22 protein-coding genes are annotated in these 26,145 nt (G+C 29.8%); 5 read left to right on the forward strand and 17 right to left on the reverse strand.

Annotation, left to right across the window (positions count from 1 at the left end; translation table 11 throughout):
- Positions 1–72: 72 nt before the first annotated feature.
- Positions 73–486: a DUF6691 family protein gene (locus EG240_RS09650; protein WP_125019191.1), complete on the reverse strand. Its 414-nt coding sequence runs from the start codon at positions 484–486 to the stop codon at positions 73–75.
- A 3-nt stretch (positions 487–489) separates the two neighbouring features.
- Entirely contained in the window at positions 490–1,038 is a 549-nt protein-coding gene (locus EG240_RS09655; RefSeq protein WP_125019192.1) for a YeeE/YedE family protein, read from the reverse strand.
- Between the two features lie 125 nt (positions 1,039–1,163).
- On the opposite strand from EG240_RS09655, the gene EG240_RS09660 reads away from it, so the two are divergent.
- Positions 1,164–2,030: an esterase-like activity of phytase family protein gene (locus EG240_RS09660; protein ID WP_125019193.1), complete on the forward strand. Its 867-nt coding sequence runs from the start codon at positions 1,164–1,166 to the stop codon at positions 2,028–2,030.
- On the opposite strand, the gene EG240_RS09665 is transcribed toward EG240_RS09660, so the two are convergent.
- Positions 2,027–5,713, reverse strand: coding sequence for a metallophosphoesterase (locus EG240_RS09665; protein ID WP_125019194.1), 3,687 nt, complete (start codon positions 5,711–5,713; stop codon positions 2,027–2,029). The genes EG240_RS09660 and EG240_RS09665 overlap by 4 nt on opposite strands.
- A 26-nt stretch (positions 5,714–5,739) precedes the next feature.
- Here EG240_RS09665 and EG240_RS09670 point away from each other — a divergent pair, with 26 nt between their 5' ends.
- A complete protein-coding gene (locus EG240_RS09670) occupies positions 5,740–6,921 on the forward strand; it encodes a Pycsar system effector family protein (protein ID WP_125019195.1) in 1,182 nt (393 codons plus the stop codon).
- Positions 6,922–6,926: 5 nt separating this feature from the next.
- On the opposite strand, the gene EG240_RS09675 is transcribed toward EG240_RS09670, so the two are convergent.
- Positions 6,927–9,278, reverse strand: a complete 2,352-nt coding sequence (locus EG240_RS09675; RefSeq protein WP_125019196.1) for a GAF domain-containing protein — start codon at positions 9,276–9,278, stop codon at positions 6,927–6,929.
- A 928-nt stretch (positions 9,279–10,206) separates the two neighbouring features.
- Here EG240_RS09675 and EG240_RS09680 point away from each other — a divergent pair.
- Complete coding sequence (locus EG240_RS09680; protein ID WP_125019197.1) at positions 10,207–10,635, forward strand: c-type cytochrome; 429 nt, start codon at positions 10,207–10,209, stop codon at positions 10,633–10,635.
- A 292-nt stretch (positions 10,636–10,927) separates the two neighbouring features.
- On the opposite strand, the gene EG240_RS09685 is transcribed toward EG240_RS09680, so the two are convergent.
- The 12 genes from EG240_RS09685 to mbhE all read right to left on the reverse strand — a co-directional run bounded on the left by EG240_RS09685 (position 10,928) and on the right by mbhE (position 24,189).
- Positions 10,928–13,657, reverse strand: coding sequence for a TrlF family AAA-like ATPase (locus tag EG240_RS09685; RefSeq protein WP_125019198.1), 2,730 nt, complete (start codon positions 13,655–13,657; stop codon positions 10,928–10,930).
- A gap of 150 nt (positions 13,658–13,807) precedes the next feature.
- Entirely contained in the window at positions 13,808–14,440 is a 633-nt protein-coding gene (locus EG240_RS09690; RefSeq protein WP_125019199.1) for a nitroreductase family protein, read from the reverse strand.
- 9 nt (positions 14,441–14,449) lie between these two features.
- On the reverse strand, positions 14,450–15,406 hold the full coding sequence (locus EG240_RS09695) for a phosphoribosylaminoimidazolesuccinocarboxamide synthase (RefSeq protein WP_125019200.1): 957 nt from the start codon (positions 15,404–15,406) through the stop codon (positions 14,450–14,452).
- A 17-nt stretch (positions 15,407–15,423) separates the two neighbouring features.
- A complete protein-coding gene (locus EG240_RS09700) occupies positions 15,424–17,409 on the reverse strand; it encodes an alpha-ketoacid dehydrogenase subunit alpha/beta (protein ID WP_125019201.1) in 1,986 nt (661 codons plus the stop codon).
- Between the two features lie 145 nt (positions 17,410–17,554).
- Positions 17,555–18,337, reverse strand: coding sequence for a glycerophosphodiester phosphodiesterase (locus EG240_RS09705; protein WP_125019202.1), 783 nt, complete (start codon positions 18,335–18,337; stop codon positions 17,555–17,557).
- A gap of 102 nt (positions 18,338–18,439) precedes the next feature.
- Positions 18,440–18,829, reverse strand: coding sequence for a monovalent cation/H(+) antiporter subunit G (gene mnhG / locus EG240_RS09710; RefSeq protein WP_125019203.1), 390 nt, complete (start codon positions 18,827–18,829; stop codon positions 18,440–18,442).
- A complete protein-coding gene (locus EG240_RS09715) occupies positions 18,822–19,097 on the reverse strand; it encodes a monovalent cation/H+ antiporter complex subunit F (RefSeq protein ID WP_125019204.1) in 276 nt (91 codons plus the stop codon). The genes mnhG and EG240_RS09715 overlap by 8 nt, the downstream gene beginning before the upstream one ends.
- Entirely contained in the window at positions 19,097–19,576 is a 480-nt protein-coding gene (locus EG240_RS09720; protein ID WP_125019205.1) for a Na+/H+ antiporter subunit E, read from the reverse strand. Before EG240_RS09720 ends, EG240_RS09715 begins: the two co-directional genes overlap by 1 nt.
- Positions 19,576–21,087, reverse strand: coding sequence for a proton-conducting transporter transmembrane domain-containing protein (locus EG240_RS09725; RefSeq protein WP_125019206.1), 1,512 nt, complete (start codon positions 21,085–21,087; stop codon positions 19,576–19,578). The genes EG240_RS09720 and EG240_RS09725 overlap by 1 nt, the downstream gene beginning before the upstream one ends.
- Positions 21,084–21,437 carry a Na+/H+ antiporter subunit C gene (locus EG240_RS09730; protein ID WP_125019207.1) on the reverse strand — a complete coding sequence of 118 codons (354 nt, stop codon included), beginning with the start codon at positions 21,435–21,437 and terminating at the stop codon, positions 21,084–21,086. The genes EG240_RS09725 and EG240_RS09730 overlap by 4 nt, the downstream gene beginning before the upstream one ends.
- A gap of 3 nt (positions 21,438–21,440) precedes the next feature.
- The gene (locus tag EG240_RS09735) at positions 21,441–21,884 is read right to left on the reverse strand and encodes a Na+/H+ antiporter subunit B (protein WP_125019208.1); all 444 of its coding nucleotides are present in this window, start codon (positions 21,882–21,884) and stop codon (positions 21,441–21,443) included.
- The gene (gene mbhE / locus EG240_RS09740; RefSeq protein WP_125019209.1) at positions 21,865–24,189 is read right to left on the reverse strand and encodes a hydrogen gas-evolving membrane-bound hydrogenase subunit E; all 2,325 of its coding nucleotides are present in this window, start codon (positions 24,187–24,189) and stop codon (positions 21,865–21,867) included. The genes EG240_RS09735 and mbhE overlap by 20 nt, the downstream gene beginning before the upstream one ends.
- A 189-nt stretch (positions 24,190–24,378) precedes the next feature.
- Between mbhE and EG240_RS17130 the strand changes: the two genes are divergently transcribed.
- Both EG240_RS17130 and EG240_RS17135 read left to right on the forward strand, forming a co-directional pair.
- Positions 24,379–24,798 carry a WYL domain-containing protein gene (locus tag EG240_RS17130; protein ID WP_203229305.1) on the forward strand — a complete coding sequence of 140 codons (420 nt, stop codon included), beginning with the start codon at positions 24,379–24,381 and terminating at the stop codon, positions 24,796–24,798.
- A 54-nt stretch (positions 24,799–24,852) separates the two neighbouring features.
- Positions 24,853–25,098, forward strand: a complete 246-nt coding sequence (locus EG240_RS17135) for a WYL domain-containing protein (protein ID WP_449580063.1) — start codon at positions 24,853–24,855, stop codon at positions 25,096–25,098.
- A 9-nt stretch (positions 25,099–25,107) separates the two neighbouring features.
- Here the strand turns inward: EG240_RS17135 and EG240_RS09750 are convergent, their stop codons facing one another.
- Complete coding sequence (locus tag EG240_RS09750; RefSeq protein ID WP_125019210.1) at positions 25,108–26,145, reverse strand: AMP-binding protein; 1,038 nt, start codon at positions 26,143–26,145, stop codon at positions 25,108–25,110.

The raw sequence follows: 26,145 nt of genomic DNA on the forward strand, positions 1-26,145 counted from the left end.
ATTTTTATTATTGGAAAACTGTAACTATTTTACAGAAATAGTTAATTTCATTAAAATGATAGTTAAAATCAATTAATGAGGTAATTTATTTCTTATTTTTCCATAAATAAAAGTTCCTAAAATTGCACCAATAATTACAATCAACATTGGGAAAATTCCAGCACCAACAAGAACAAACATTGGACCAGGACAAGCACCAACCAAAGCCCAACCTAATCCAAAGAAAATACCTCCAATTAGATATCGAGCAATAGATTTCTCTTTAGGAGCAATTACAATTTTATTTCCGTCAATATCTTTTTTTTCTGAACGTTTTATCCATTGCATTCCAATTAATCCAACGGCTAAAGCACTTCCTATAAATCCGTACATATGGAAAGATTGGAAATGGAACATTTCATAAATTCGAAACCAAGAAGCGGCTTCTGCTTTATACATTGTAATTCCGAATACAATTCCGATTGCGATATAAATGATATTTCTCATAGCTTAAAAAATTAAAGGATAAATTAAAAACGACATAATCAAACCACCAATAAAAAATCCTACAACAGCGATTAAAGAAGGTAATTGCAAATCACTTAATCCAGAAATAGCGTGACCTGAAGTACAACCGCCTGCATAACGTGTTCCAAATCCTGCTAGAATTCCACCAATCAACAAAAGCGTGAAATTTTTAAAATTCCAAACATCAAATAATTCTGTTGGTGCATAAGCTTTTCCGGCGCTTTCAAATCCTAAAGCATTTAAATCAGTAATCGTTTGCGAAGAAATTGCAGGAATTTGGTCATTGGATAAATAATGAGCTGCAATAAAGCCACCAATCATTGCTCCTACTAAAACCAAAAGATTCCAGCGTTGGGCTTTCCAATTGAAATCAAAAAACTCACAATTTTTTCCAGCTCCTAGGGCAGAACACATCGTTCTGAAATTAGACGAAACTCCAAAACTTTTTCCTAATAAAATTAGTAAAATCATTAACAAGGCAACAATTGGTCCACCAACGTACCAGGGCCAAGCTTGATAAATCATATCCATATTCAAATAAATTTTGAGCAAATATCAAACAATAAACTGTATAACTGTGTTACCAAAGTTACATTGACAAATAGTTAACACAGAAATTGATACATTTTAGTTAACTTTGATAGAAAATACACATTATGTTTAAATATTATTCATTCATCGGATTATTTTTGGTTTTATCTTGTCAGACCAAATCACAAGATTTAAATGTTTTATTTTCCTTTCCAGAAGACAATAAAGAAGTTTCGGGTTTGGTTTATCATCCAACGAATCAATTGCTTTATGCCTTAGAGGATAAAGGAAATTCAAACGAAATTTATACTTTTGATTTGAATGGTAATCTGACTCAAACAGTTACTATTAATGAAGTTGAAAATACCGATTGGGAAGATTTATCAATGGACAGCGAAGGGAATTTATATATTGGAAATTTTGGAAATAATGATAATACAAGGAAAGATCTGGCAATCTATAAATTAGATATTTCCGACTTAAAAAATAATGCTGTAATTCCTTCTCAAATAACTTACTTTTCGTATCCTGAGCAAATTGATTTTCCACCTAAGAAGAAAGAATTATTTTTTGATTGTGAGGCATTTGTAGCAATTGATGATTCGTTTTATCTTTTTACAAAAAACAGATCAAAAGGATTTGATGGTCGTTTTTATGTTTACAAAATTCCAAATAAACCTGTCACTTTTGTAGCGGAAAAAATTGCTGAATTAAACAGTGGAAATTCTTATGATAAAGCAGCTATCACTGGCGCAGCTTATCATCAAGAAAGTAAACAAATTGCTTTAACTACGCATACAAATGTAATTATGATTCCATTTGAAAATGAGAATTCTTTTAAACAAGAAAATCTAAAATTTGTAGATTATAATCATAACTCACAAAAAGAATCGCTTACTTTTAAAGACAAAAACACCTTGTACATTGCAGATGAAAAAAATAAGAAAAAAGATAATGGAGGGAACGTTTACGAATTTAAAATCTTGAATTAAATTCCAACTTTAAATCCAAATGTAAACATCATTTCCTCATCACTTTTATATACATTAACTTTTAATCTCAAGGTTTCTAAAACATTGAACCAAATTCCACCACCATAACTGATGTGCCATTTATCGGATTTTTCAAAATCTTGCCAAATTTTACCATAATCAAAACCTGTTGACAAACCAATAGAAAGAGGGAAAAGACCTTTATTGATTTCAGCTATTTTAAAATTAAAATCTGATGATTGAGCAAAAGCTGCTCGTCCAATAAAACGATTTTCTCTAAATCCACGTAAATAATTATTGCTCCCTAAATCAGCAGCTTGATAAAAATGATAATTATTTCCAATCATGGTTTTACCATACAAATTAGTTTCAAATGTAATACTTTCAGACTGATTGATTGGAACTATAAAACCTAATGAACTTGCAATAAACGAATGATTTTCACTGAATTTTTGCGTAAATGCTCTAAATCCATAATGCATCATAAAATGTAAACCTAAAGTTGGATTACTTTTACTGTTAAAATTTTCAAACTCATATTTTGCTTGAAAACCGTAATATTTTTGAGTTTTATAATCATCATTTTCAGGACTAGAATCTATAAATCGATCATAGGTATCAATAATTTTTGTTGATTCAAAAGTAGGACCAACTAAAAAAGAACCTCCATTTCTGCCTGCATAAGCGTAGGATGGTTTAACAAAAAATTGTTCGGTTCTTACTCTGTTATAATTGGTTTTAAATAATTTTTCATTGTAATCGCTATTGTTTCCAAAACCAAAGAAATTTTGTGTATAATTAGAAGTAGTTGCAGTTAAATCGAATTGATAAAACCAACGTCTCGAATTATCTTTATACTTTCCTAAATATTCAAGTGTAGCTCCACTTGTAGCAAAATCGAATTTTGCACGAATCTGATGATCGTGTGAAAAAGGTTGATGATAATATTTCTGTTTTTTAATTCTAAAATTTACACCAACCATGATTCCATTATCTTTATTATAGCCTACATCAGGCATAAAAGTCATAATATCCAAAGGAACATTTCGATAATCATATTGATTTAATTCATAGTTATTACGTAAAATCTTATCAGTGTTTAAAGAAGTTTGAATCGTATTTAAATCTGATTTATAATCATGTATTTTTATTCTGTTTTTAGATTGAATATCATAAGTATCGTGATCTTCTCCACCCATTAAGCGAATTAAAATAGGAGATTTATCACCTGTAGCAACAAATAAATCTTCATTATCTAAACCATAAATCCAAATTTCTTTAGTTACATTAGGATCGTAATTATAGCTTTTAATTATTTCATTATTCTGACTTTTCAATTTTGAAATAACAACTTGAACATTGTCTTTAGTTGAATTTATCTGAATTTTATTTTTCTTATTCGTACCGTGAACAATAGCGAATTTCATTAATTCATAATAATATTTTTCTGAAAAATCAACTAATTTTGAACGTCGTTCTTTTAGGACTTCTTGAATTTTATGAGATTCTTTATTTTGAACCTCAATAGGTAATTTTGAAAATGTTTCCAAAATCAATTCATCAGAAATTCCTTCAACCACTTCTTGTGCAACTTTTTTCCATTGCTCAACAGAAGTTCCTTGAAGAAAAGCTTTGTCCAATGGAAAAGCAGTTTTTGTTATCCAACGTGGATGACCGAAATTTTTACGAAAACTTTGCATATGACGTAAAGCAGGAGTTTGTTTCAATAAAAACAATAAATTTCCGTCAATTTTAGCAAACGCTTGATCTCGATCACGAGGAATTGGTTTATAGATTATCTTCCCTTCTTCTTCATATACGCTCCAACGCCATTGATCTGCATGTCGATCCCAATCGCCAATTAAAAAATCAAAAATTCGAGCACGTAAATACATTTCTGTATCTACTGAATATTTATCATCAGACTCTAAATTAAACAAAACATCTTGAGTACTAACAATATCATCTGGTTTTCCGAAAGATTCAAGTTCCAATTGCGTATCTCCAGGTCGTTCTTCAACCATATACATTTGATCTCCAAAAGATTCATTGTATTTTCCTAAAACATTTTGTTTAGGAATGTAATACAATTTAGCATTAGAATGATTAATACCTAAAGCATTGGTGAAATTCCCAATAATAAATGGTGTATATGGATGTCCGGTTGTATAAAAATCATTTATAAAAGGAATAATGTAGGTATTTTTTACTTTGTCTTTTACATATATATCTTTGAAAACTGCCGATTGCAAAAATTGTGTTGGACTTTTTCTCAAACCTCTCATCACAAATTCTTTACCTTCTTTATCTACTAATCTCAATGATAATGATTGATTTCCACCTCCCGAAATAGTTGGTGTTAATCCTCCATAAAGTGTATCTAAATATGCAACAGGAACTTCAATTTTAGTACTGTAAACATCTCTAAAATGTTTTCCAAATAAAAACTTATATATTTCTCCTTTACTAGTTTCGCTTTCTGAATAAATTGAGGTCGAAATTGTATCTTGATTTAACCTTGGATATATCTCTGAATAACTTTTTTCTTTATAAATTGAACGACGAAAAGCTAATTCTTCTTTTTTATTTTCAGTAGTATAAAAATTAATTTCCGTTTCTTTATCTTCATAGACATTCAAAACTCCATAGCCAAATTTTCCGACAGAGAAACTCAATGGTTCAACTGCGCGAGCTTCTTCAATTTTAGAGGCTGAACCACTAATAATTTGTTTTATTCCATCTTTTTCAATGTATTGTAAATTGTGATCATGACCTGATAAAAAGATAACCTGATCTTGATTTGTAGCAATTGTTTTCAATCGATTTATTAAAGATTGATATACTTTATATTGCGTATCAGCTGGACTTCCACCAGTTGTTTTACGAAGATAATTGATAACTGAACCAAAAACTGGTAGAGGTATGTTTTTATATGGAAAAAGATGTTTTCTCAAAGAAAAATATCCGCCATGAGCTCCACCTGTAAACAAAGGGTGATGAATTGCTACTAACGTTATTTTATTCTGATTTTTATTAATTAAACTACGAAATTCTTCAAAAAAATCTTCTCGTGAACGAAATTCACTACCATGATTCATTTTGTTATATTTATTCCAATCTTGAATAAACCATTCGCTATCAATCGTAATTAGAGTTATTTCGTCGTTAATTTCAACTTTATCAATCGATTCATAGTTTCTAGGCATGAATCCTTTTTTACTATTTAAAGCTGAAGCAACGTAATTTTTCTGTTCAATTAATCCATCTAATCCACTATACCAATCGTGATTTCCAGCTAAAAAAAAAGTTTGTCCTTTAAAATCTTTAACTAAATCTAATTGTTTATTTAAAATTTCTATAGCTTCATTTCTATTTACGTTTAAACTATCTGGTAAACCTTTTGGGTAAATATTATCACCAAGAAAAAGAACTGTTGTATTTTCATTCGAATTAGAAATTCGTTCTTTTAAAAATTTAAAATTAGGTTCTGAAATTGTATCATTTGCATTTCCACCATCACCAATTAAAATAAATTTATGATTCAATTTTTTGTTTTCAATCTCATCTGAAATCGAATTGGTCATATCTTTACCTTTTTGTTCATGAAATGTTGCACAAGAATTCAATAAAAATAATCCAAAACATAAAATTGGAAGTTGATAAACTTTAGTATTAAATTTCATAAATTTATATCTTAAAGAAAATTATAATGGAAATACTTTTAAATGCGGAACAATTTGTTTTTAATTTATTCAAAGATAAACTATCTTCTGAATATCTGTATCATAATTTTACGCATACTTTAAATGTGGTTTTAGCTGTAGATGAACTAATTAAAGGTGAAAACATCAATGACAATGATGCAACACATTTAAAAATGGCAGCTTGGTTTCATGATACGGGTTACATTATGGGAAATGCTAATCATGAAGAAAATAGTATTTCTGTTTTAAGAGATTTCTTAAATCAAATTCCGAATCACGGTTTAAATATCGAAATTATTGCATCTATTATACGTGCAACTAAATTAGAAAATGTACCACAAACGCATTTAGAAATGTGTTTACGAGATGCTGATTATTATCATTTTACAAAAGAAAACTATTGCGAAACAAATATTCTACTTAAAAAAGAAATCGAGCAAACTTGTAAAGTAGAAATTACTGATGAAAAATGGTGTTTCGAAAATTTTGAAATGCTTTCAAAAAAGCATTTATTTTATACAAATTATGCAAAAATTCATTGGCAACCTAAAAAGGAAAAAACCATTTTTGAAATTTATAAACAATTAGAAAATACCAAAAAAAAAGATAAAGGAACCAATAAAGAAATTAAAAAAAAGAAGTTAGAAAAACTTGAACGACCAGAACGTGGCATTGATACTTTGTTTCGAACTACATTAAACAATCACACACAATTAAGTGCAATTGCTGACAGTAAAGCTAATATTTTACTTTCTGTAAATGCGATTATCATTTCGATTGCATTAACTGCAATTATTCCAAAATTGGACAGCGCCAGAAATGCTCATTTGATAATCCCAACTTTTATTTTATTAATTTTCAGCGTTGTAACGATTGTTTGCACGATTTTGTCTACCAAACCCAAAGTTACAAGTGGAACTTTCACAGACGAGGATGTAAAAAAGAAATCGGTAAATCTATTATTCTTCGGAAATTTTTACAAAATGCCTTTAGAAACTTACACTAAAGCAATGAATGATTTGATGATTGACCGTGATTATTTATACGATACTTTGATTAAAGATTTATATTATCTAGGTTTAGTTTTAGACCGAAAATATAAAATTTTACGAATTGCTTATACGGTATTTATGATTGGAATTATCGTTTCTGTCTCGGCATTTATCATAGCTTTTGTAAGATTGTAGCAATTTTAAGATAAATCTGAATAAGAATAATACGTTTTGTTTTCAATATTTTCTTCAATATTTATTTGAATACGTAAAGCTCGTAATCTTGAAATATCTTGAAGATCTTCAATTTCAATATCAGCAATTTCTCCAATAAAAAGTTGCTTTTGAATTAGAAATTTCAAATAACGTAGATATTCCAATTTATCATTTTCGTTCAAATACACAATTGTCAAAAATCGAGGTTTAACAATTCGTTCATCTTTATCTTTAATATTTGCTTTATCAATTCGTTTCTTAATCATCTGAAAACGAACATCACTACTAGAAGCTACATCAAATCGTTTTTCATCAAATCGAAAACGAATATTTATCGGATAATTATAAACTAAAATCAAAGAAGTTAATTCAATTTCTAATTCAGCATTTAACGTATAATGATTACGTACCATTTCACACATAGTCTGAATTTGCCACAAACGTAAATTATATAAATACAAATTATCGTAAATCAAATCTGGACTAATACTCGAACCTATATACGCATTATGCTCGATTCCATCCGATTTGAATCGTTCAAAATAATGTGGAAAAACGTGTTGTATTTTGTTTTGTGAAGCATCAATTACTTCAGCTAAATTTTTATTTATTTTAATAATTGCAGCATCGTATTTACTTCTTGATGGACAATATTTAGTCAACGTTTGGTCAAGTTTTTTTGCATAGGATAGTACCAAAGGTTGCATTAATTCATATTCATCAAACTTTTTCAGAACGGGATGAATGTTCTGATTTATATAATTTTGAATTTGAAATTCGGTATAAGTATTTAAATCATCTAGAAAATCATTTTTGTAAGAATTTAATTCTGTAAAACGTTGTTCAAACAATAAATTTGAGCTCAATTTTCGAGCATAATCAAACATATTAATCAATTCGTTCAATTGATTTTCAATATCATTTCTGGTAGCGATATTTCTAAGATAAGTCGAACCTTTGATATCCGTTTCTCCAAATAAAGGGTAAACTGAATCAAATTCGATTTCGTTAAAAACATAATTGGTATTTTCGGTTGCAAAACGAAAATAATTTTTAGCTTCTTCAAGAAATTTCCAATAAACACTCGGATGAATCGTAGTAAATTCCCGCTGGATAATTGCTTCAAATTGATATTTAATATCGCTATCAATACGGTCAACAGTATCATTTATAAAAGGTAAAACTGAATTTATTTTTTTAGAATTAACTGAATGAAGTCCATATTTTTTATCACTAACAACTTCGATAAAACCTTGAAAAGTATCAACTTTATTAAGTTTTGCCAAGATAAAACTTTCTATATTTTTACTTTTCAATAATGATGCGTATAAACTAAATTCAGGATTTGCAATTAAATCATCAATATCAGAAACACAATAAAATTCTGGAGCCTTAATTGCTTCTTTAAATAACAGAATACTTTGCAATTTTAGCTTAGGATTTTCATCTAATTCTGGATAATTAAAAAAGCTTGAAATATTGACGTTTCTACTCATTTCAAAAAAACCATCAATCGAATTGTTCAAAAAAACAATACCTACTTTAAGATTCGAAATTTTGAAAATAGATTGAAAAGAACGTTGAATAATTTCCATTAAATTATTTTCTGAATCTGATTTAATCAAATTACTTTTCAGAATAGAAATCGAGTTTTCAATCGTAACATCAAAGAGAGTAATAATACCAAAACCTTTTAAAATCCAGCTGTGTTTTGGAAACTTCTCTTTCCAGATTTGTATATTATCGTAATTATTTTTTAAGAGTTTGATATCATCTTCCGTAATAGGAATTGCATTTTCTGTTGGAATAATCTCAACAAAATCGGCATTATAGGTAATTCGATAATGTTTAAGAATTCCATCCTTATCTGGAATGTCATAAAAAAGTGGACGAGAAATGTCTAAATTTTCATTGTAATGCGAATTTAAAATTAAGCAACAACTTAATATATAAAAATCATCTGAATCAAAATCACGAATATTTACCTCAAAGGATTCTCCGGCATTAGCTAAAATCTGTTGAAAACGCTTGGTAAAATTGAAATTGAAATTATGAAAAGGTAAACTGACCGCTTTGATTTCGTTATTTGTTAAAACAGTCGGAAACAAATCTGCCAACAAATTATGTATCAAATCAGCATTTTCGTTGATTGTTTTTTTTGAAGTAATTCCCGAATATAATTCAGGAACTTTTGCAACTTCTTCTAATAAAGATTTTGCATATTCAACTCTATATTTAGCGCCATCTTCATTTGCAATTTCTTGTAAAGCCTCGATAACTTTATGAAAAGAAATCACTGAATAATATGGACTTTCTTCAAAATAATCAACGTTCATTTTCTCATTTTTTAAGATTCACTAAGATAGAGCTTTTATTAATAAGCTCACTTTTTAATTATAATACTAAATCTATAAAAATTGCTAATACACTACAAAATATTAATACATTACAGTTTAGGTTGTAAATTCTAATGTACAAAAGCTTTAAAAAATAATCGATATCTGAATAAATCATTAACCTTATTTTCTTGCTTTAATAATCTAAAACTTCATTTTTCTATCTTTAAAGTTTTCATACCAGAAAATATCATTATTAATCCTGTATTTGTAAAATCTAGTAGTAAAGTTTCAGTTGACTTCATTTTAATTAATTGAATACACGTCAATTTGGAATATAAATCTGTCTTCGCGAAACATAAAATTTAAAAACATTACTTATTTTGTTGTGATTCGAGATTCACTTAGATAAAATAAACTTTCTCTTTTTATCAATCATTTTCAGCACTAAAGAAAAAGCTAAGTACTTCTTACTTACCACTATTCTAAAAAAAAATAATATTTTTTCTCCTAACTTCTAGTTTTTCTAATCCAGAACTAAAATCACAGATTTATTTTCTGAAAGCAAATTGAAAATAAGTTAATCAAACCAATTCATTGGTAATTCTACATTAGCAATAAAGCGTTTGATTCTTCAATAATTTCTTCCAGATGAGAATTTATTATCAGCACCAAGCATTTATTAATAAACAAATTAAGTGATTTCTTACTAAATTAAGAAGTACTGTAAAATGTTCTTAAAGGAAGTCTAATAATTGTGTATCTTCGTGTATAGAGTTGGTTTCTTTTTTTATAAATATTACTTAGAAATAATACTTTAATATAAATAAAAACAACTTTTAAACAAGACAAAATTCATTAATTTATTGAAATTTAATTAATTATATTTTACATCAATGTATTAATATTATCATTAAAAAAACTTGTTATGAAAAAAATCTTATTAATAATATTAATCATTTTAGGGCTTTTGATTGTATATGAACTTTTCAAAGAAGAAATTTCTAATAAGCTAAATCAAAATCATACAGAATACATCGACACCATTGAAGTAAATCCTGTAGAACCGAGAACGAACCAAGTTACAAATCAAATTAGCACAACAGATACTTCTTTAGGAAAATCGATATTCAGAGAGAATTGTGCGCCTTGCCATAAGTTAGATGAGGATATGATTGGTCCAAAATTGTCAAAAATAGATTCACTTACCTATTTCAATTGGTTGACAAATGAAGATTTTGAAAAAAGTAATCAAGGCAAAGGTCTTTCTATGACAAAACATCATTTCAATTATTCATCCAATTTAACTAAAGAAGAAATAAATTCGATTTATACTTATCTTAAACAAAATGAATAAAAACAGAAAAACTCAGATTTAGTCTGAGTTTTTTGTATCAATTACTAGTAAAATATTGTAGTTTTTCGAGTATTTTTTATACCTCTCAGAACCCCAGTAAATACTGGACTTAAAAAAGGTCTCGATGATTTACTAAAAAGATACCTATCTTTTGCACAAAAGGTCTAGACAGTTTTATTAAAAGGTCTAGACGAATTGGTAAAAAGGTCTAGACGGTTTACTGAAAAGGTTTCGACGGTTTGGTGAAAAGATTTAAAAAAACATTACTTTTATGTAATTTACATAAAAATTACTATTTAATGTCGTACTTTTTCTCACGTTGTTTAAATGCTTCATTACCTCCTTCAAGTATTTCGCAGACGTGTTCTTTAATACCTTGTCTCTCAAGGATAATTTCAACTTTTTCATCAGTTTCTTTCGTATTTTCCAAACTACCTGTGACATATTGAAATTTAGTTCCATTTCTATTTTTAGTGTCAACTCCATTTTGATTTGCTACAATTACTTGCTCTGAATCAGCACCTACAACGATATTAGGATTATGCGTCACAACAATTATTTGTCTCTCTTTTTTCTTCTTTTTAAGATACTTAACCAACTCTTTGTAAATCGCCCTATTATCTAAATCGTCTTCTGGTTGGTCAATTAAAATTGGACAATCTTTATCACTAAAATCTAATAGCAACATTAGAACAACAAAAGCTTTTTTACCTTCCGACATTTGATTAAATGTATCTTCATATAGTATGTTGTAGGATATTTGAAAGTAATTTGTAGCCATTAATTTTAATGCTAATCCCAAATGTTCATTTCCGCCCTTTAATGTAATGTTGCCATTTAAGAGTTTCTCAAAAATCTCATTTGTTAGTTTAAAATAGTCTTCTACTTTATTGTCAATGGGAGTATTCACTATTCTTTTACCTTCGTCACTTTGTTGATTGATACTCCAATTAAGAAGTTCCTTAAACTCATTTGTTTTTAGTTTTGGAAAAGCTAATATTTCTAATTTACCTTCTGAAATTTTAAGGCTTTCTTTTATTTCTTCAATTTTGATATAGAAGTTCCTATGTGCTTGTTTTATTGAAGTTTTAAAACTGTCAATTTGTAATACAAACTCTTCTATTTCCTTTTTAATTAATGTTATGTCGGCAAGTTTGTCTCTTTGTATTTTGAGCTTCTCTTCAACTTCTATGTATTGTTTATTATTCTTGAAAGCTTCAATTCCTTTTATGTAATTTGGATTTTTCTCAATCTCGATAATTATTTCGCTATTTGCTTTTACAATTACAGAGTTCTTTAAAGAAATTTTATCGACTTCAGAATCCCACTCGTTTTGAAATTTTTCTTTGAGTTTCTCAAAAGAAGATTTAATATCGATTCTGTTTGAGTCTGAAAGTGAAACTATATCAAAGTCTATGTCTTTATTAAGGAAAAACTTTTCCTTTAAGGCTTGTATTTTAGAGATTTGAGTATTATAAATTTCATTTGCTTTTGTAAGCTCCTCTAGTTTTAATTTTAACTTGTTATATTCTTCAAGCTCTTGTTCAGTTATTTGAATTTTTTGTTTTAATTCCGAAAGTTCTTTAGTCAGTTTATCTATTTCACTTCTAATTCCTTTTTCATCTCCCTTTTCCTTCAGTTTTAGCTTACGCTTGATTAGTTCTTCTTGTAATTGAAAAAGCTTGTTGATTTTTGTTGTTATATCAGAGTTGTTTTCGCTTGAAAAGGAATCGTAATTTGTTATTAACTGGTTTTTTACAGTATCCTGTTTAATAATTTCCTCGACTAATTTATCCAGTTCACCATCCTTGTTTTTAGCTAACTGATACATATAGCTTTGAGGGAAATATTCGATATTTCTATCATTGTTTTCAACACTATCTTTCCAAGTAATAGAAAGGCCTGAAACTATTGCGTTTACAAAGTCGGTGTATTCTTGATTTCCGAATTTTACAGGTTTGTCGCAATTTAATTTCTTTGCAATCGCACCAAGCAAAACGGATTTACCAGTTGACCTTCCACCTATTATACAATTAAGATTTTGATTTAAGTGTAATGTCTGATGTGTAAAATCGCTATGAGTTATGGTTACAGAATCGATTGCTTGATAACCTGCTTTTTCCTGTGGTTTAATTTGCTCTATTGAAACTCTCTCATCAGGTTCGTAATCAATTTGTTTTATACCATTAAATGTTGGATCTGCTTTTATCCACGTATGGCAATGATAATTATCTATTGGCTTTTTATTTCCATTTTCTTCAAATTCATATGTATCTAAATCTTTGAATGAATGTATGTCTAGTGAGTGAAGTAGTTTTTTATTTCCAAACTCGTTCAGCCAATTTTGATTTTTCTCATTGGATTCAATATTATTACTAAAAAAAGCCTTTACCTGTGAATACAATTGGTCTTTTAAGGGTTTGAGCTGTTGGTTTTTTTCAAGATTGCTCCATTCTTTATATCCAAGAAATAGAAAAGTTTTGTCTTTCCAAGTAGTTGAATTTACAAGCACTAAAACTTCTTCTGTGGATGGAATTAGTGATTCAAATCCGTCTTTTAATGTACCTCCAATTTCAGAAAAATTTTCTTTTGAGAGTTTTTTGGTTTTATGAGCTTCTATTTTTGAAATTTTTATGTTGTCGATAAACTCTTCACGAATTTTCTTTATTTCAGTCTCTAGTTTGGCTTCATCTATATCGAATAGAATATGTAAGTTAATTTTTTGAAGCCTGTTTTCATTTCCACTTCCAAAGGTGTCAATCCGAAACTCAAGAATTGGAAATATTTTTTCAAGGTTTTTCAATCTTCCTTTGGCTTTATAAGCCATTACTTTTTCATACCCATCAATGAAATAATAATCAGTTATACCAATCACTTTCACATCTTCTGGTAGGTTTTCTAAGCAGTTTATAAACTTATCCCAATTTTCAGGAGTATTTTTATAGTCTTGACATATTGATTCAGGAGTATGGATATGTAAATCCCATATTCTCCATTCTGAACCTCTTACTATTTTTGTCATAATTTATTTTCTTAGTTAATTTAAACGTAAAACTTAACATTAGTAAACGCAATATACCAAAAAAGCCTTTACCTCAACCTTTTACTTTCTAAGGGTTTACCCTGATTTTAAAACAAAAAAAGCTCAGATTATTCATCTGAGCTTTTGCTTTTATTTTATGTAATGCACCATGTGATTGGTGTGTTTACGCACTTTTTTAAGATGTACTTGCCAATCGTTCGTTTCATCTCTGTAACCAACCGGAAGCAATAAAACGCTACGCAAACCTTGTGCCTTAAAGTTTAATAATTCATCTAATTCGTTAGGTAAAAAACCTTCCATTGGCGATGAATCTACTCGTAAAGCCGCGGCTTCTGCCATCGCAAAAGCAAAGGCAATATACACTTGACGTGCGGCGTGTTCAAATTGTTGTTCTGTTGTCAAAGCGGTTAAGTGCTTGCTAACACCATTTTTATATCCATCAGAAAAACCTTTTTCAAGTTTGCGTTCGGTTTCGTAATGATCGAAATAATGATTGATACGATCTAACGAATAATGGTCCCAAGCTGCAAAAACAATCAAATGCGAACAGTCTAAAACCTGCGATTGATTAAACGAAAGTTTATGAATCTTTTCTTTTAATTCTTGATTGGTTATCACAACCATTTCAAAAGGTTGTAAACCTGATGATGTGGGTGCCAAACGAGCAGCTTCGATTATTTTAGATACATTTTCATCGGAAACTTTTTCGCCGTTTAATTTCTTTGCGGCGTATCTCCAATTTAATGATTCGATGATTGACATATTTTATTCTTATTTAGTGTAAGATGCTAAAAACGCATTTACATTTTCAGCAATACGATTTTCAATGTGCGAAACATCTGCTTTTACAAACTTTTCACCCATAATTTTTTCGTATAACTCAATATAACGTTCTGAAACTGAATAGATATAATCATCTGTCATTTCTGGAACTACTTGTCCTTCTTTACCTTGGAAATCGTTTAAGATTAACCATTGACGAACAAACTCTTTTGACAATTGTTTTTGTTGTTCGTTATTATCTTGACGCATTTGGTAACCATCTGCATAGAAATAACGAGAAGAATCTGGTGTATGAATTTCGTCTATCAAAACAATAACTCCGTCTTTTGTTTTACCAAATTCGTATTTCGTATCCACTAAAATCAATCCGCGTGAAGCAGCGATTTCAGTTCCACGTTGAAATAAATCTCTGGTGTATTTTTCTAAAACTAAATAATCTTCTTCTGATACAATTCCGTTTGCTAAAATAGCTTCACGCGAAATATCTTCGTCATGAGTTCCTAGATCAGCTTTTGTTGTTGGTGTGATAATTGGGGTTGGAAACTTATCATTTTCTTTTAATCCTTCTGGAAGTTCAACTCCACAAAGCATTCTTTTACCAGCTGCATATTCACGAGCAGCATGACCAGAAAGATAACCACGAATTACCATTTCAACTTTAAACGGTTCACATAAATGACCAACGGCAACGTTAGCATCTGGTGTAGCAATTAACCAGTTTGGAACGATATCTGAAGTCAAATCCATAAACTTAGTTGCGATTTGATTTAAGATTTGTCCTTTGTAAGGAATTCCTTTAGGCATAACTACATCAAAAGCAGATAAACGATCTGTAGCGATCATTACCAATAAATCGTCGTTGATGTTGTAAACTTCACGAACTTTACCTTTGTAAACCGACTTTTGCCCTGGAAAGTTAAAGTTTGATGATGTGATTGTATTCATATTTTAGTTGTGTGTTATTAATAGTCCAAAAGTACTAATAATTCTTTTTCAAATCTAGCTTTTGGTAAATATTGGTCTTCTAAATTTTTCATGAAAGGAATTGGCGATTCCAAACTCGCCACACGTTTTACAGGTGCATCTAAAGACTCAAAACAAGTTTCCATAATTGTAGCCGATAAATCACTTGCAATACCACCAAACATCGTATCTTCTTGAAGAATGATTACTTTTCCTGTTTTCTTTACCGAAGCAAAAATCGTTTCGTAATCTAAAGGTTGTAATGATCGTAAATCGATTAAATCTGCAGAAATCTCTGGATGGTTCGATAAGATTTCCATTGCCCAATGCACTCCTGCACCGAATGAAATAACAGTTACATCATTTCCTTCTTTTATCATTGCTGCTTTTCCGAATGGAATCGTGTAATAATCAACAGGAACTTCTTGTTGGATTGAACGATATAAGGCTTTATGTTCGAAATAAATTACCGGATTTGGATCGTTGATTGCTGTATTCAATAAACCTTTCGCGTCATAAGGAAACGCAGGATAAACTACTTTTAAACCTGGAGTTTTAGTAAACCAAGCTTCGTTAGTTTGCGAATGGAAAGGACCTGCTTGAGTTCCACCGCCACAAGGCATACGAACCACTACATCGGCATGTTCTAACCAACGGTAATGTGATTTTGCTAATAAGTTAACAATTGGATTGAAACCTGTTGAAACGAAATCAGCGAACTGCATTTCAACAACTGCTTTGTATTTGTTAATTGAAAGTCCCATTGCAGTAGAAACAATAATGCTTTCGCAAATTGGTGTATTACGAACGCGCTCTTTACCAAATTCTTCAACAAAACCTTGGGTGATTTTGAAAGCACCTCCGTATTCTGCAATATCCTGCCCCATGATGACCATGTTTGGATATTTTTCCATGGATTGCTTTAACGACTGAGAAATAGCATCGATAAAACGGATATTTTCTTTTGTTTCTGAAGGTTTGTAATCTTCAAAAGTATAAGGTTTGTACACATCGTTAAGTTCTTCTTCTAAACTTGCTTCAATAGCAGGTTCTTCTTGAACTTTTTGCCAATCGGTATCAATTTCATTTTTAATTTCGGCACGGAAAGCTTCGTCTAATTCTGTAGTTAAGATACCGTTTTCTAAAAGATATTCTTTGTAGTTTTCTACCGGATCTTTAACTTTCCACATATCGAATAACTCTTGCGGAATATATTTGGTACCACTCGCCTCTTCGTGTCCACGCATTCTAAACGTTTTCATCTCAATTAAAACCGGACGTGGATTTTCACGCATTGAAATGGCTAATTCGTTCAATTTGTTGTACACTTCAAGAATGTTATTTCCGTCAATGATGTAACTTTCCATTCCGTAACCTGCACCACGATCTGCAAGATTTTCACAACGATATTGCTCGTTTGTAGGTGTTGAAAGTCCGTACCCATTATTCTCAATGATGAACATCACAGGCAGATCCCAAACTGAAGCCACGTTTAATGCTTCGTGAAAATCTCCTTCAGAAGTTGCACCTTCACCAGTAAATACAGCAGTAATTTTATTTTCTTTACGAAGTTTATGAGCTAAAGCAATCCCGTCTGCAATCCCTAATTGCGGACCTAAATGCGAAATCATTCCAATGATTTTATATTCTTGAGTTCCGAAGTGAAACGAACGATCGCGTCCTTTTGTAAACCCGTTAGCTTTTCCTTGCCATTGCGAAAATAAACGGTGTAAAGGAATGTTTCTTGAAGTAAAAACTCCTAAGTTACGGTGCATTGGTAATATGTATTCATCGTTTTCTAAAACCGATGTTACACCAACAGCAATTGCTTCTTGTCCGATTCCTGAGAACCATTTTGAAACCTTTCCTTGACGAATTAAAATAAGCATTTTTTCTTCAATCATTCTTGGTTTCAACAATTTCTTATATAAATCTAAAAGCACTTCGTTTGAAAGGCTTTTCTTGTCATAATTTAAAGTTTCCATATTAGAATTTTAGCGCTCTAAAATTAATATTTTTAAACGTAAAAAAACATATTTCACAAAAAACATTACAATTAATTATTCTAATTTATATAATCATCAAAATCAACTTTGTTTATACTGAAATTAAAGCAAAGAATAGATGCGTTTACGGTTTTAAGTCTGAATAGATTTCAAGAAATTTTGCTGGATAATCAGTCGTAATTACATCTATTTTTTCGTCAAGTAATTTCAAAAACAAATCTTCTTTATTAACGGTCCAAGAATTGGTAATCAATCCTAATTTTCGAGCGTCTTTTAAGTAGTTTTTATTTTCTTTATAAACTTTATGATTGTAATCAATTCCGTCTAATCCAACTTGTTTGATTTCTTGCGGCGTTTTATCACCTTCTAAGTACGAAATTTTATAATTAGGTAATTGCTTTTTGATATAAATCGAAGCATCGAAACTAAAAAGAATAAATTCAATCTGGTTTTCTAAATTTTTATCTTCTAAATAATCTTTAATCAAATCAATCATCAAATACGTTCTAGAAATAGAAACGTTAGAAGTTTTGATTTCAAATATTAATTTGGTTTTGGTTTGTTTCAATCCTTCAGCAAGATATTCTTCAACAGTTGGTAATTTTTCTCCGTTAGGATGTTTCCTTGAATTTAATTCTTCATACGTATGCGTTTCAATATCCAAACCATAAAAATCGTGATCGTGAGTGACAACCATTTTTGCATCTTTGGTTAAATGTACATCAAACTCAGTTCCGAAACATTTTAGTTCGATTGCTTTTTTTAAAGATGCAATTGAATTTTGCGGAAGATTAAATTCTTTCCAAGCACCACGATGTGCAATTACAGGATTTTTGATTTGAGCCATACAATTAAATTGAATTAGCGTTAATAAAATAAATGTTGTTTTTGATACTAGTGAATTCATTTTGTTGTTTTATAATTTCAAATTAACAAAACGAATATTAATTAAACATCAACTCTAATTTAAATAAAAAACACATTTAGAAAAAACTAAATGTGCTTAAAATTATTTTTTGGATTCAGATTTAGGAAGTACTTCCTCTTCTTTTTCTTTAACTTGTGTACAAAAACTATCAGGATCATCTTTCATTTCATCGATTATAGAATGTTTCCATAATTTGGTTCCGTTTACATAAGCTACTTTTCCAATCAAATAACCAGCAACTGGAGCGGTCAAAAACAAGAAAAATATAATGGAAATGGTTTTGGTTGTAACAGAAAACTCTGCGAAAAATAAAGCGGAAGCTATCAAAATAGCACCAATACCTAAAGTTGCAGCCTTAATGGTTACAGAAAGGCGTGAATAAAAATCAGGCATTTTGTATATTCCAACAGAAGCAACTAGTATAAATAAAGCACCTAAAGTGCTTAATATCATAATTAAAATATCAGTCATTTTTCTTACTTTTATATAAATAATAGGCAAAAGCTACCGTGCTCAAAAAGGCAATAAGTGCAAGAATCATTGCAACATCTAAGAAGTTATAATTGTTTGTGATAATACTAAAAACCGCAATAAACCCAACTCCAATTGTGATTAATAAATCCAAAGCAATTACACGATCGACAATTTGTGGACCTTTGATTAAGCGAGCTAAAACAATTATCATTGATAAACATATAATTGGCATTACCACATATACTAAATACGTTTCTACATCCATTATCTAATTATTTCTAGTAATTTTTTCTCAGTTCTATCTTTCAGATTTCTTTTAAAACCTTCAATATCTTTTAAATACATTGCGTGAATAAACATATATCGTTTGTCTTTAGAAATATCAATTACAACCGTTCCTGGTGTTAAGGCAATCATATTTGCTAACATTGTAATTTCGAAATCAGATTTTGCATCCATTTCATATTTTACAATTCCGGGTTTCATATTGTAATTTGGCGTAATAACATCTATTGTAACTTCGATATTCGCTCTTATCATATCGTACAAAAAGTTAAACATAAAAGCGAAAATTTTTGGCACACGCAAGAAATAATCGTGATTTGAAGTTCTTCTACGATTTAAAAACCATAATAGTAAAAATCCAACAGTAAAACCAAAACCAAAATTGGTATAGTTCAGCTCACCTGTTAAGGCAACCCAAACTAAAGTTAGTAATATGTTTAATAAAAAATTCTGTAACATTATGTATTCGTTTTCATTACGGCATCGATATAAATTTCTTTATGTTTCAGTTCATAAGCGGCTTTTTCGGATATTTTAAAAATGCTGTTTGCACCAAATCCGATGAATAAAGATACAACTGTTAGAAATACAATCGGAGCAATTAGAGCAAATTTTCCTGATTTTGGCATTGGAGCAAAATGGTCCATTTCTTCAGTTAATGGCTTTGGAGATTCTTTCCAGAAAATTTCAATCCACATTCTGATAATTACAAAAAGAGTTACAAAACTTGCTAATATTAAGGTTAAAAGCAGAACGTAATTTCCTTGTACAAAAGATTCTTTCAGCAATAAAATTTTAGGCCAAAACCCAGATAATGGTGGAATTCCTACAAGTGATAAAAACACCAAAGCTGCAAGCATTGAAAATTTTGGATAATCTTTTAATAAACTCCCCAAACGAGTCATATCAACCGATTCACGAATTTTCACAATTACTCCTGTAATCATAAACATATTACTTTTTACGATAACATCGTGAATCAGATAGAAAATAATTGCAGTGAAAGCCAATTCGGTATATAAACCAACTCCAGCAATTAAATATCCAATATGACAAACGATTAAATAAGATAAAATCCTACGAATATTCTTTTTGTTTAATGTTCCTAAAGCTCCAGTTAACATCGTAAGTACAGCAATAACGATGAATAAAATTGTAGTAAAATTATCAGGAACAAAAATTATTGTAAAAACACGAATCATTGCATAAACTCCCATTTTAGTTAACAATCCACCAAAGATTGCGGCAATAGCTGATGGTGTTGTATGGTAAGATGATGGTAGCCAAAAATAAAGTGGAAATATGGCAGATTTAATTCCGAAACCTACAAAAAACAATAATGATGTAACGGTAACTAATCCTTTATTTTCAACTTCTTGTATTTTAAGAGCAATATCTGCAATGTTTAAACTTCCTGTAATTCCGTATAAAATTCCAATCGCAGTTAAGAAAATTGACGAAGCTAAAATGTTCATTGTTACGTATTTTATCGCACCTTCCATCTGCATTTTTTTACCGCCAACGGTCATTAAAATAAAAGACGAAATAATTACGACTTCAAACCAAACGTATAAATTGAAAATATCACCGGTCAGAAAAGCGCCTAAAAGTCCCATTATCAATAAATGAAACGTAAAGAAATAGCCAAATCGAATACGACTAACATTCAGAGCTGAAGTAGAATAAATTCCAACAGCCAAAGAAACAATTCCGGTTAACAAAACCATAATCGCACTTAAAGTATCCGAAATAAACGTGATTCCAAAAGGCGCTTTCCAGTTTCCTGTTTGTAAAACTAGATAATCATTTGTTAATGTTAACTCGAATAATTTTACACATAAAATAAAAGCAATGCTATTACCAATTACGCTAATTATTTTTTGAGCCAAAACCTTCTTCCAGAAACATAATAAAATTATGGCTGTTATAAAATGAACGATTATTGGAGCAAGTATAAAATTTGTTGTCATATATCTAAATCTTGAATATTTAGCGAATCAAGGTCGTCTGTTCCTGTTAATGTGTAAGCTTTTTTCAATAATACCAAAGCAAAGGCAGTTAATGCAAAACTAATAACAATAGCTGTTAAGATTAAAGCTTGTGGAATTGGATCGGCATAAGCTCCCATAAATCCAGTTTGGTCTGCAGGAATAATTGGTGCTTTTCCTTTTGTTATTCCGCTCATTAAGAAAATTAAGATGTTAACTCCGTTTCCAAGCAAAATAATTCCGATTAATAATTTAACCATACTTCTTCTCAACATCATATAAATACCTGAAGAATAAAGTACACCAACTAATATTACTAATAATAATTCCATAAATTAAACGTTTTCAGAGATTGTGAATATTATCGTTAAAACCACTCCAATTACTACAAGATAAACTCCGAGGTCAAATAATAAAGCAGAACCAAATGCGCCAATTACTGCAACCGAATCTAAGAACCAAATACTTGTCATAAATGGTTTTGAAATCAAAAAAGGTAATAAACCGCTAAATAAAGACAAGCTTAAACCCATTGGAATCAAATAAAGCGGACGAAATCTGAATAATGAAATCGTACGTTTGGTATTATACGCAAATGAATGTAAAACAAATGCAATCGACGCGATTAAACCTCCAACGAATCCACCTCCTGACAAATAATGTCCTCGAATTAAAACAAAAAGCGAAAACATAATTAATAAAGGCAAAAGATAATTCGTTGCCGTTTTTAAGATAATCGTATCTAGTTTAGGTCTTATATTATTCTCTCGTTTCTTCATCTTCTGATTTATATTTTAAGATACTTAAAACTCCAACTGCTGCAATTGAAAGCACAACCGTTTCAATCATTGTATCAATTCCGCGATAATCAACTAGAATAACGTTTACCACATTTTTCCCTTTTGCAAGTAAATATGCATTCTCTGCATAAAATTTACTCACTTCTTTATTAGAAGGATAAAATAAGGCTTGTAAAGTTATTAATGCGATTAAGATTCCAAATGAAATGGAAACTATTCCATCACGAATTTTATTTTTTGTATTACTAAATTTCAAAAAAGACGGAAGTTTGAATAATACTAAAACAAATAAGACAACGGTTAAAGTATCAATAGCAAACTGCGTCATTGCTAAATCTGGTGCACCGTAAACAACAAAAATCAAACAAATTGATAAACCAACAACTCCTAAAGAAACGATTGCTGTTAACCTAGATTGCGTAAATGTGATTACAATAATTGCAGATATAATTAATACAAATATGACAAACTCATAAATTCTAAATGGCGATAAATCGTTTGTATTAATTTTTAAAGTAACATCATTAAAAAATTTATATCCTACAATTCCAATGATAAAAACAATAATGAAAAGAATATAACTTCTTAAATACCCATTATGAAAAAAACGGGTGTATTTGAATGCAAATAATTTAATATTCTCTGCGATAACTGAGATTATATTTTGTGGTCCGATTCGATTTAAACTATCAAATTTTTCAACGGTTTTATGCGATGGCTTAATTATAAAATATAAAATAAATCCTAAAACAATGGTTGCACCACTTAAAAGTAAAATAGTATTCCAACCGTGCCATAAATGTAATTCTTGAGTTATTTGACTTCTATAAATAGACGTTGTAACTGCAGAAATGATTCCTTGATCGGCAATAAACGGGAATGCTCCGAAAAGCAAGGTAAATACTGATAAAATTACAATTGGTAACCAAAGTTTATAATCTGGTTTATGGATATTCTCAAATTTTTCGGGTAGTTTTCCAAAGAATGGACGAATTCCAACTAAAAGACCTGCACTGGTTAAGAAAACATTTGTAATCAAAACTAAAGCGGTCAAAATCAAAACGCTATTATACGTCCAAAAATCAAAGTCGAAAGTTGAACCGTAAATAATTTCTTTACTAATAAACCCAAAAGTTAAAGGAACACCTGCGCTAGATAAAGCTGCAATTACAGCACAAATTGCTACAATTGGCAATTTCTTTTTTAGACCAGACAAAACCGTTAAATCTCTTGTATGCGTTTCGTGATCAACAATTCCGGTTATCATAAAGAACGAAGCTTTATAAAGCGCGTGAACTAAAATAAATGTAGAAGCTGCTAACAAAGCTATTTCCGTTCCGATTCCAATTAAAAAAACCAAAATCCCTAAAGCTGAAATAGTTGAATATGCCAAAACACTTTTCATATCAACTTTAAAAACACTTAAAAAAGCTCCTACGACCATCGTTGTTCCACCAACGCACATCAAAACCATATTCCAAACTTCGCCATCCGACAAAATCGGTGTAAAACGTGCTAATAAATAAATTCCAGCTTTAACCATCGTTGCCGAATGCAAATATGCAGAAACTGGAGTTGGTGCTTTCATTGCACCTGGAAGCCAAAAATGAAAAGGAAATTGTGCCGACTTCGTAAATGCTCCTAAAAATAAGAAAGCAATTATGACGTAATATTGATAATTTGATTGAAGTACTTCTGATTGGCTAAATAACTCTTGAATAGAAAAAGTTCCTGTAATCGAGTTCATCATTACAAACGAAGCCAATAAGAAAAAACCTCCTAAACCAGTTACTGATAATGCCCATAAAGCACTCTTTCTAGAATCTTCATTGTTTGTATTAAAACCAATAAGGAAGAATGATGAAATGCTGGTTAACTCCCAAAACATAAACAATGAAATTAGGTTATCGGATAAAACCAAACCTAACATTGCTCCCATAAAAATGGTTAGATAACAATAAAATCTATTTATGTACGGATCTCTACTCATATAGGAAGAAGCGTAAAAATAGATTAGCGCTCCAACACCGGTTATAAGTAAAGAAAAAAGTAAGGATAATCCATCAATCTTGAAATCTAAAGAAATTCCAAGACTTGGAATCCATTGATTTTCGAAAATCAGATTTTTTTTCGCAGATTGAATTTCAGGAATGAATTGTAAAAAATATAAAAATAAACCAAAAGGTAATATGCTTAGAAATTTGAAATACTTTGAATCTTTTGTTGGCCTGAGAAATAAAATTGCAAAGCCAATAATAAAAATCGAAATTATAAGTAATAGCATATATGAAATTTTAATCTTATTTTAAATGTTTTCTTGAGATTGAGTAAAGATAGTGTTTTTTACTGATTTTTCTTAATAAACAACATACACCAATATTCTATTTTTCAGATTTTAAGAAAATTTTAAGTTTATAGCGATAAAAATTATTCAATTACAAATTCTCCTATAAAAGAAGAAGATCTAGATAAAATGAAAGAAATTGTTTCGTTATTAAAACAATTTAATGGTTTTCAGATTTTTGATGAAATGACGGAATTGATAGCAAAATTGGAAAATAACATTTACAAATCAACACAAAAAAACCCAAATCACATTCAGTTTGAAGACAATAAACAACTAAAAGGAATTGAACATTTAAATGGATTATATCAAGCGATTTTACACAAAAAACCACTTTTAATAGAATACAAATCTTTTAAATCCGAAGAAGCTAGAAAAGATATTTATCATCCGTTTTTTTTAAAAGAATATCGAAATCGTTGGTTTATAATTTGTAGAAGCAACAAAGGAAAGCTTTTAATTACTCTGGCTTTAGACAGAATTGAAGCATTTTATGAACTTGATAGTAAATTATTTAAAGAAAACGAAGGAATTTATTTTGAAAGATAATATAGCGAATGTATTGGCGTAACAAGAAGTGAAAAAGACCGCCCACAGAAAATCATTCTAAAGTTTGACTCTCGAAATGCGCCTTATGTCATTACAAAACCGCTACATCACACACAACAAATTATTGAAAATGGTGAAAATGGTTTAATTATTCGAATAGATGTAATTCCGAATTTTGAATTAGAGCGAGAAATTTTAGGATTTGGAGAAAACATCGAAATCCTTGCTCCAAAGCGTTTGAAACAACAGATTCAACGAAGAATTACTAAGATGGTAGAAAAAGATAAAAGCGAAAATTAACTTTCGCTTTTATCTTAAATTATCTTTTCTCAGAATTTTTCCTGTGGCGGTTTCTTTGAATTTAGTAACAAATTGAATTTCTTTTGGCTTTTCGAAAGTTGATAAAATATCAAAAATTTCAGGTTCGATTACATAAGGTTCACTTTCAATAATCAAAACCAATTTATTTCCTAGAATATCATCTTCTTTCCCAATAACAAAAAAACGATTGTTTATAAAAGGAGTTAATTTTTCTTCAATCTGTTCTGGAAATAATTTAATTCCACCAGAATTAATTACATTATCAACGCGTCCTAACCATTTAAATTGATTCGGTTCTTTAAGTTCAACCAAATCATTTGTAATCAACTTTTCTGAATTCACACTTGGTGCATCGATAACCAAACAACCACGATTATCAACGGAAATTTTAGCGTGAGGTAAAGCTGTAAAAAAAACTTCTGAAATTTTCTTTGCGGCAATATGCGTAATCGTTTCGGTCATTCCGTAAGTTTCATACACTTGACAATGCGAATTTAAAGACAAAATCTGTTCTTTTATTTTTCGGTCAAGTTTTGCTCCGCCGACAATCAATTTTTTAATCAAATGTAGTTTCTCAATACTATTCAAAACTTGCAACGGAACCATTGCAACAAAATCATAGGTTTTAGAAATATTTTCTAAAGGATTTGAGCTTGGATTTACCACGTCTAAATGCAATCCTAAAACCAGAGCGCGCACAAACATCAATTTTCCTGCAATATATTTAGTTGGCAAACACAACAATGCAGCATCTTTTGGTTTTAAATCAAAATGAATTCCGGTTGCTTTGGCAGAATTTATGACAGCTTGTTTTTGAAGTTTTATTTGTTTCGGAGTTCCTGTTGTACCAGAAGTTGTCAATAAAATGAAATCTTTTTCATCAAACCATTGGAATATCAAACTTCCGAAATCTTGTTCATAGATTTCTTCGGATTTTACTAATTTACTCGCTAATTCAATTAATTTATTTTTATCTAAATAATCTCCGTTTAACCGAAAATCGTTATGAATATCGTTATAATTCAT

This window comes from Paenimyroides tangerinum (assembly GCF_003865405.1).
In the GTDB taxonomy this organism is placed as follows: domain Bacteria; phylum Bacteroidota; class Bacteroidia; order Flavobacteriales; family Flavobacteriaceae; genus Flavobacterium; species Flavobacterium tangerinum.

What these genes read in the sequence shown, in the direction of transcription:
- EG240_RS09650 (WP_125019191.1), bottom strand. Translation starts at nt 486, where the DNA reads ATGAGAAATATCATTTATATCGCAATCGGAATTGTATTCGGAATTACA.
- EG240_RS09655 (WP_125019192.1), bottom strand. Translation starts at nt 1,038, where the DNA reads ATGGATATGATTTATCAAGCTTGGCCCTGGTACGTTGGTGGACCAATT.
- EG240_RS09660 (WP_125019193.1), top strand. Translation starts at nt 1,164, where the DNA reads ATGTTTAAATATTATTCATTCATCGGATTATTTTTGGTTTTATCTTGT.
- EG240_RS09665 (WP_125019194.1), bottom strand. Translation starts at nt 5,713, where the DNA reads ATGAAATTTAATACTAAAGTTTATCAACTTCCAATTTTATGTTTTGGA.
- EG240_RS09670 (WP_125019195.1), top strand. Translation starts at nt 5,740, where the DNA reads ATGGAAATACTTTTAAATGCGGAACAATTTGTTTTTAATTTATTCAAA.
- EG240_RS09675 (WP_125019196.1), bottom strand. Translation starts at nt 9,278, where the DNA reads ATGAACGTTGATTATTTTGAAGAAAGTCCATATTATTCAGTGATTTCT.
- EG240_RS09680 (WP_125019197.1), top strand. Translation starts at nt 10,207, where the DNA reads ATGAAAAAAATCTTATTAATAATATTAATCATTTTAGGGCTTTTGATT.
- EG240_RS09685 (WP_125019198.1), bottom strand. Translation starts at nt 13,657, where the DNA reads ATGACAAAAATAGTAAGAGGTTCAGAATGGAGAATATGGGATTTACAT.
- EG240_RS09690 (WP_125019199.1), bottom strand. Translation starts at nt 14,440, where the DNA reads ATGTCAATCATCGAATCATTAAATTGGAGATACGCCGCAAAGAAATTA.
- EG240_RS09695 (WP_125019200.1), bottom strand. Translation starts at nt 15,406, where the DNA reads ATGAATACAATCACATCATCAAACTTTAACTTTCCAGGGCAAAAGTCG.
- EG240_RS09700 (WP_125019201.1), bottom strand. Translation starts at nt 17,409, where the DNA reads ATGGAAACTTTAAATTATGACAAGAAAAGCCTTTCAAACGAAGTGCTT.
- EG240_RS09705 (WP_125019202.1), bottom strand. Translation starts at nt 18,337, where the DNA reads ATGAATTCACTAGTATCAAAAACAACATTTATTTTATTAACGCTAATT.
- mnhG (WP_125019203.1), bottom strand. Translation starts at nt 18,829, where the DNA reads ATGACTGATATTTTAATTATGATATTAAGCACTTTAGGTGCTTTATTT.
- EG240_RS09715 (WP_125019204.1), bottom strand. Translation starts at nt 19,097, where the DNA reads ATGGATGTAGAAACGTATTTAGTATATGTGGTAATGCCAATTATATGT.
- EG240_RS09720 (WP_125019205.1), bottom strand. Translation starts at nt 19,576, where the DNA reads ATGTTACAGAATTTTTTATTAAACATATTACTAACTTTAGTTTGGGTT.
- EG240_RS09725 (WP_125019206.1), bottom strand. Translation starts at nt 21,087, where the DNA reads ATGACAACAAATTTTATACTTGCTCCAATAATCGTTCATTTTATAACA.
- EG240_RS09730 (WP_125019207.1), bottom strand. Translation starts at nt 21,437, where the DNA reads ATGGAATTATTATTAGTAATATTAGTTGGTGTACTTTATTCTTCAGGT.
- EG240_RS09735 (WP_125019208.1), bottom strand. Translation starts at nt 21,884, where the DNA reads ATGAAGAAACGAGAGAATAATATAAGACCTAAACTAGATACGATTATC.
- mbhE (WP_125019209.1), bottom strand. Translation starts at nt 24,189, where the DNA reads ATGCTATTACTTATAATTTCGATTTTTATTATTGGCTTTGCAATTTTA.
- EG240_RS17130 (WP_203229305.1), top strand. Translation starts at nt 24,379, where the DNA reads ATGAAAGAAATTGTTTCGTTATTAAAACAATTTAATGGTTTTCAGATT.
- EG240_RS09750 (WP_125019210.1), bottom strand. Translation starts at nt 26,145, where the DNA reads ATGAATTATAACGATATTCATAACGATTTTCGGTTAAACGGAGATTAT.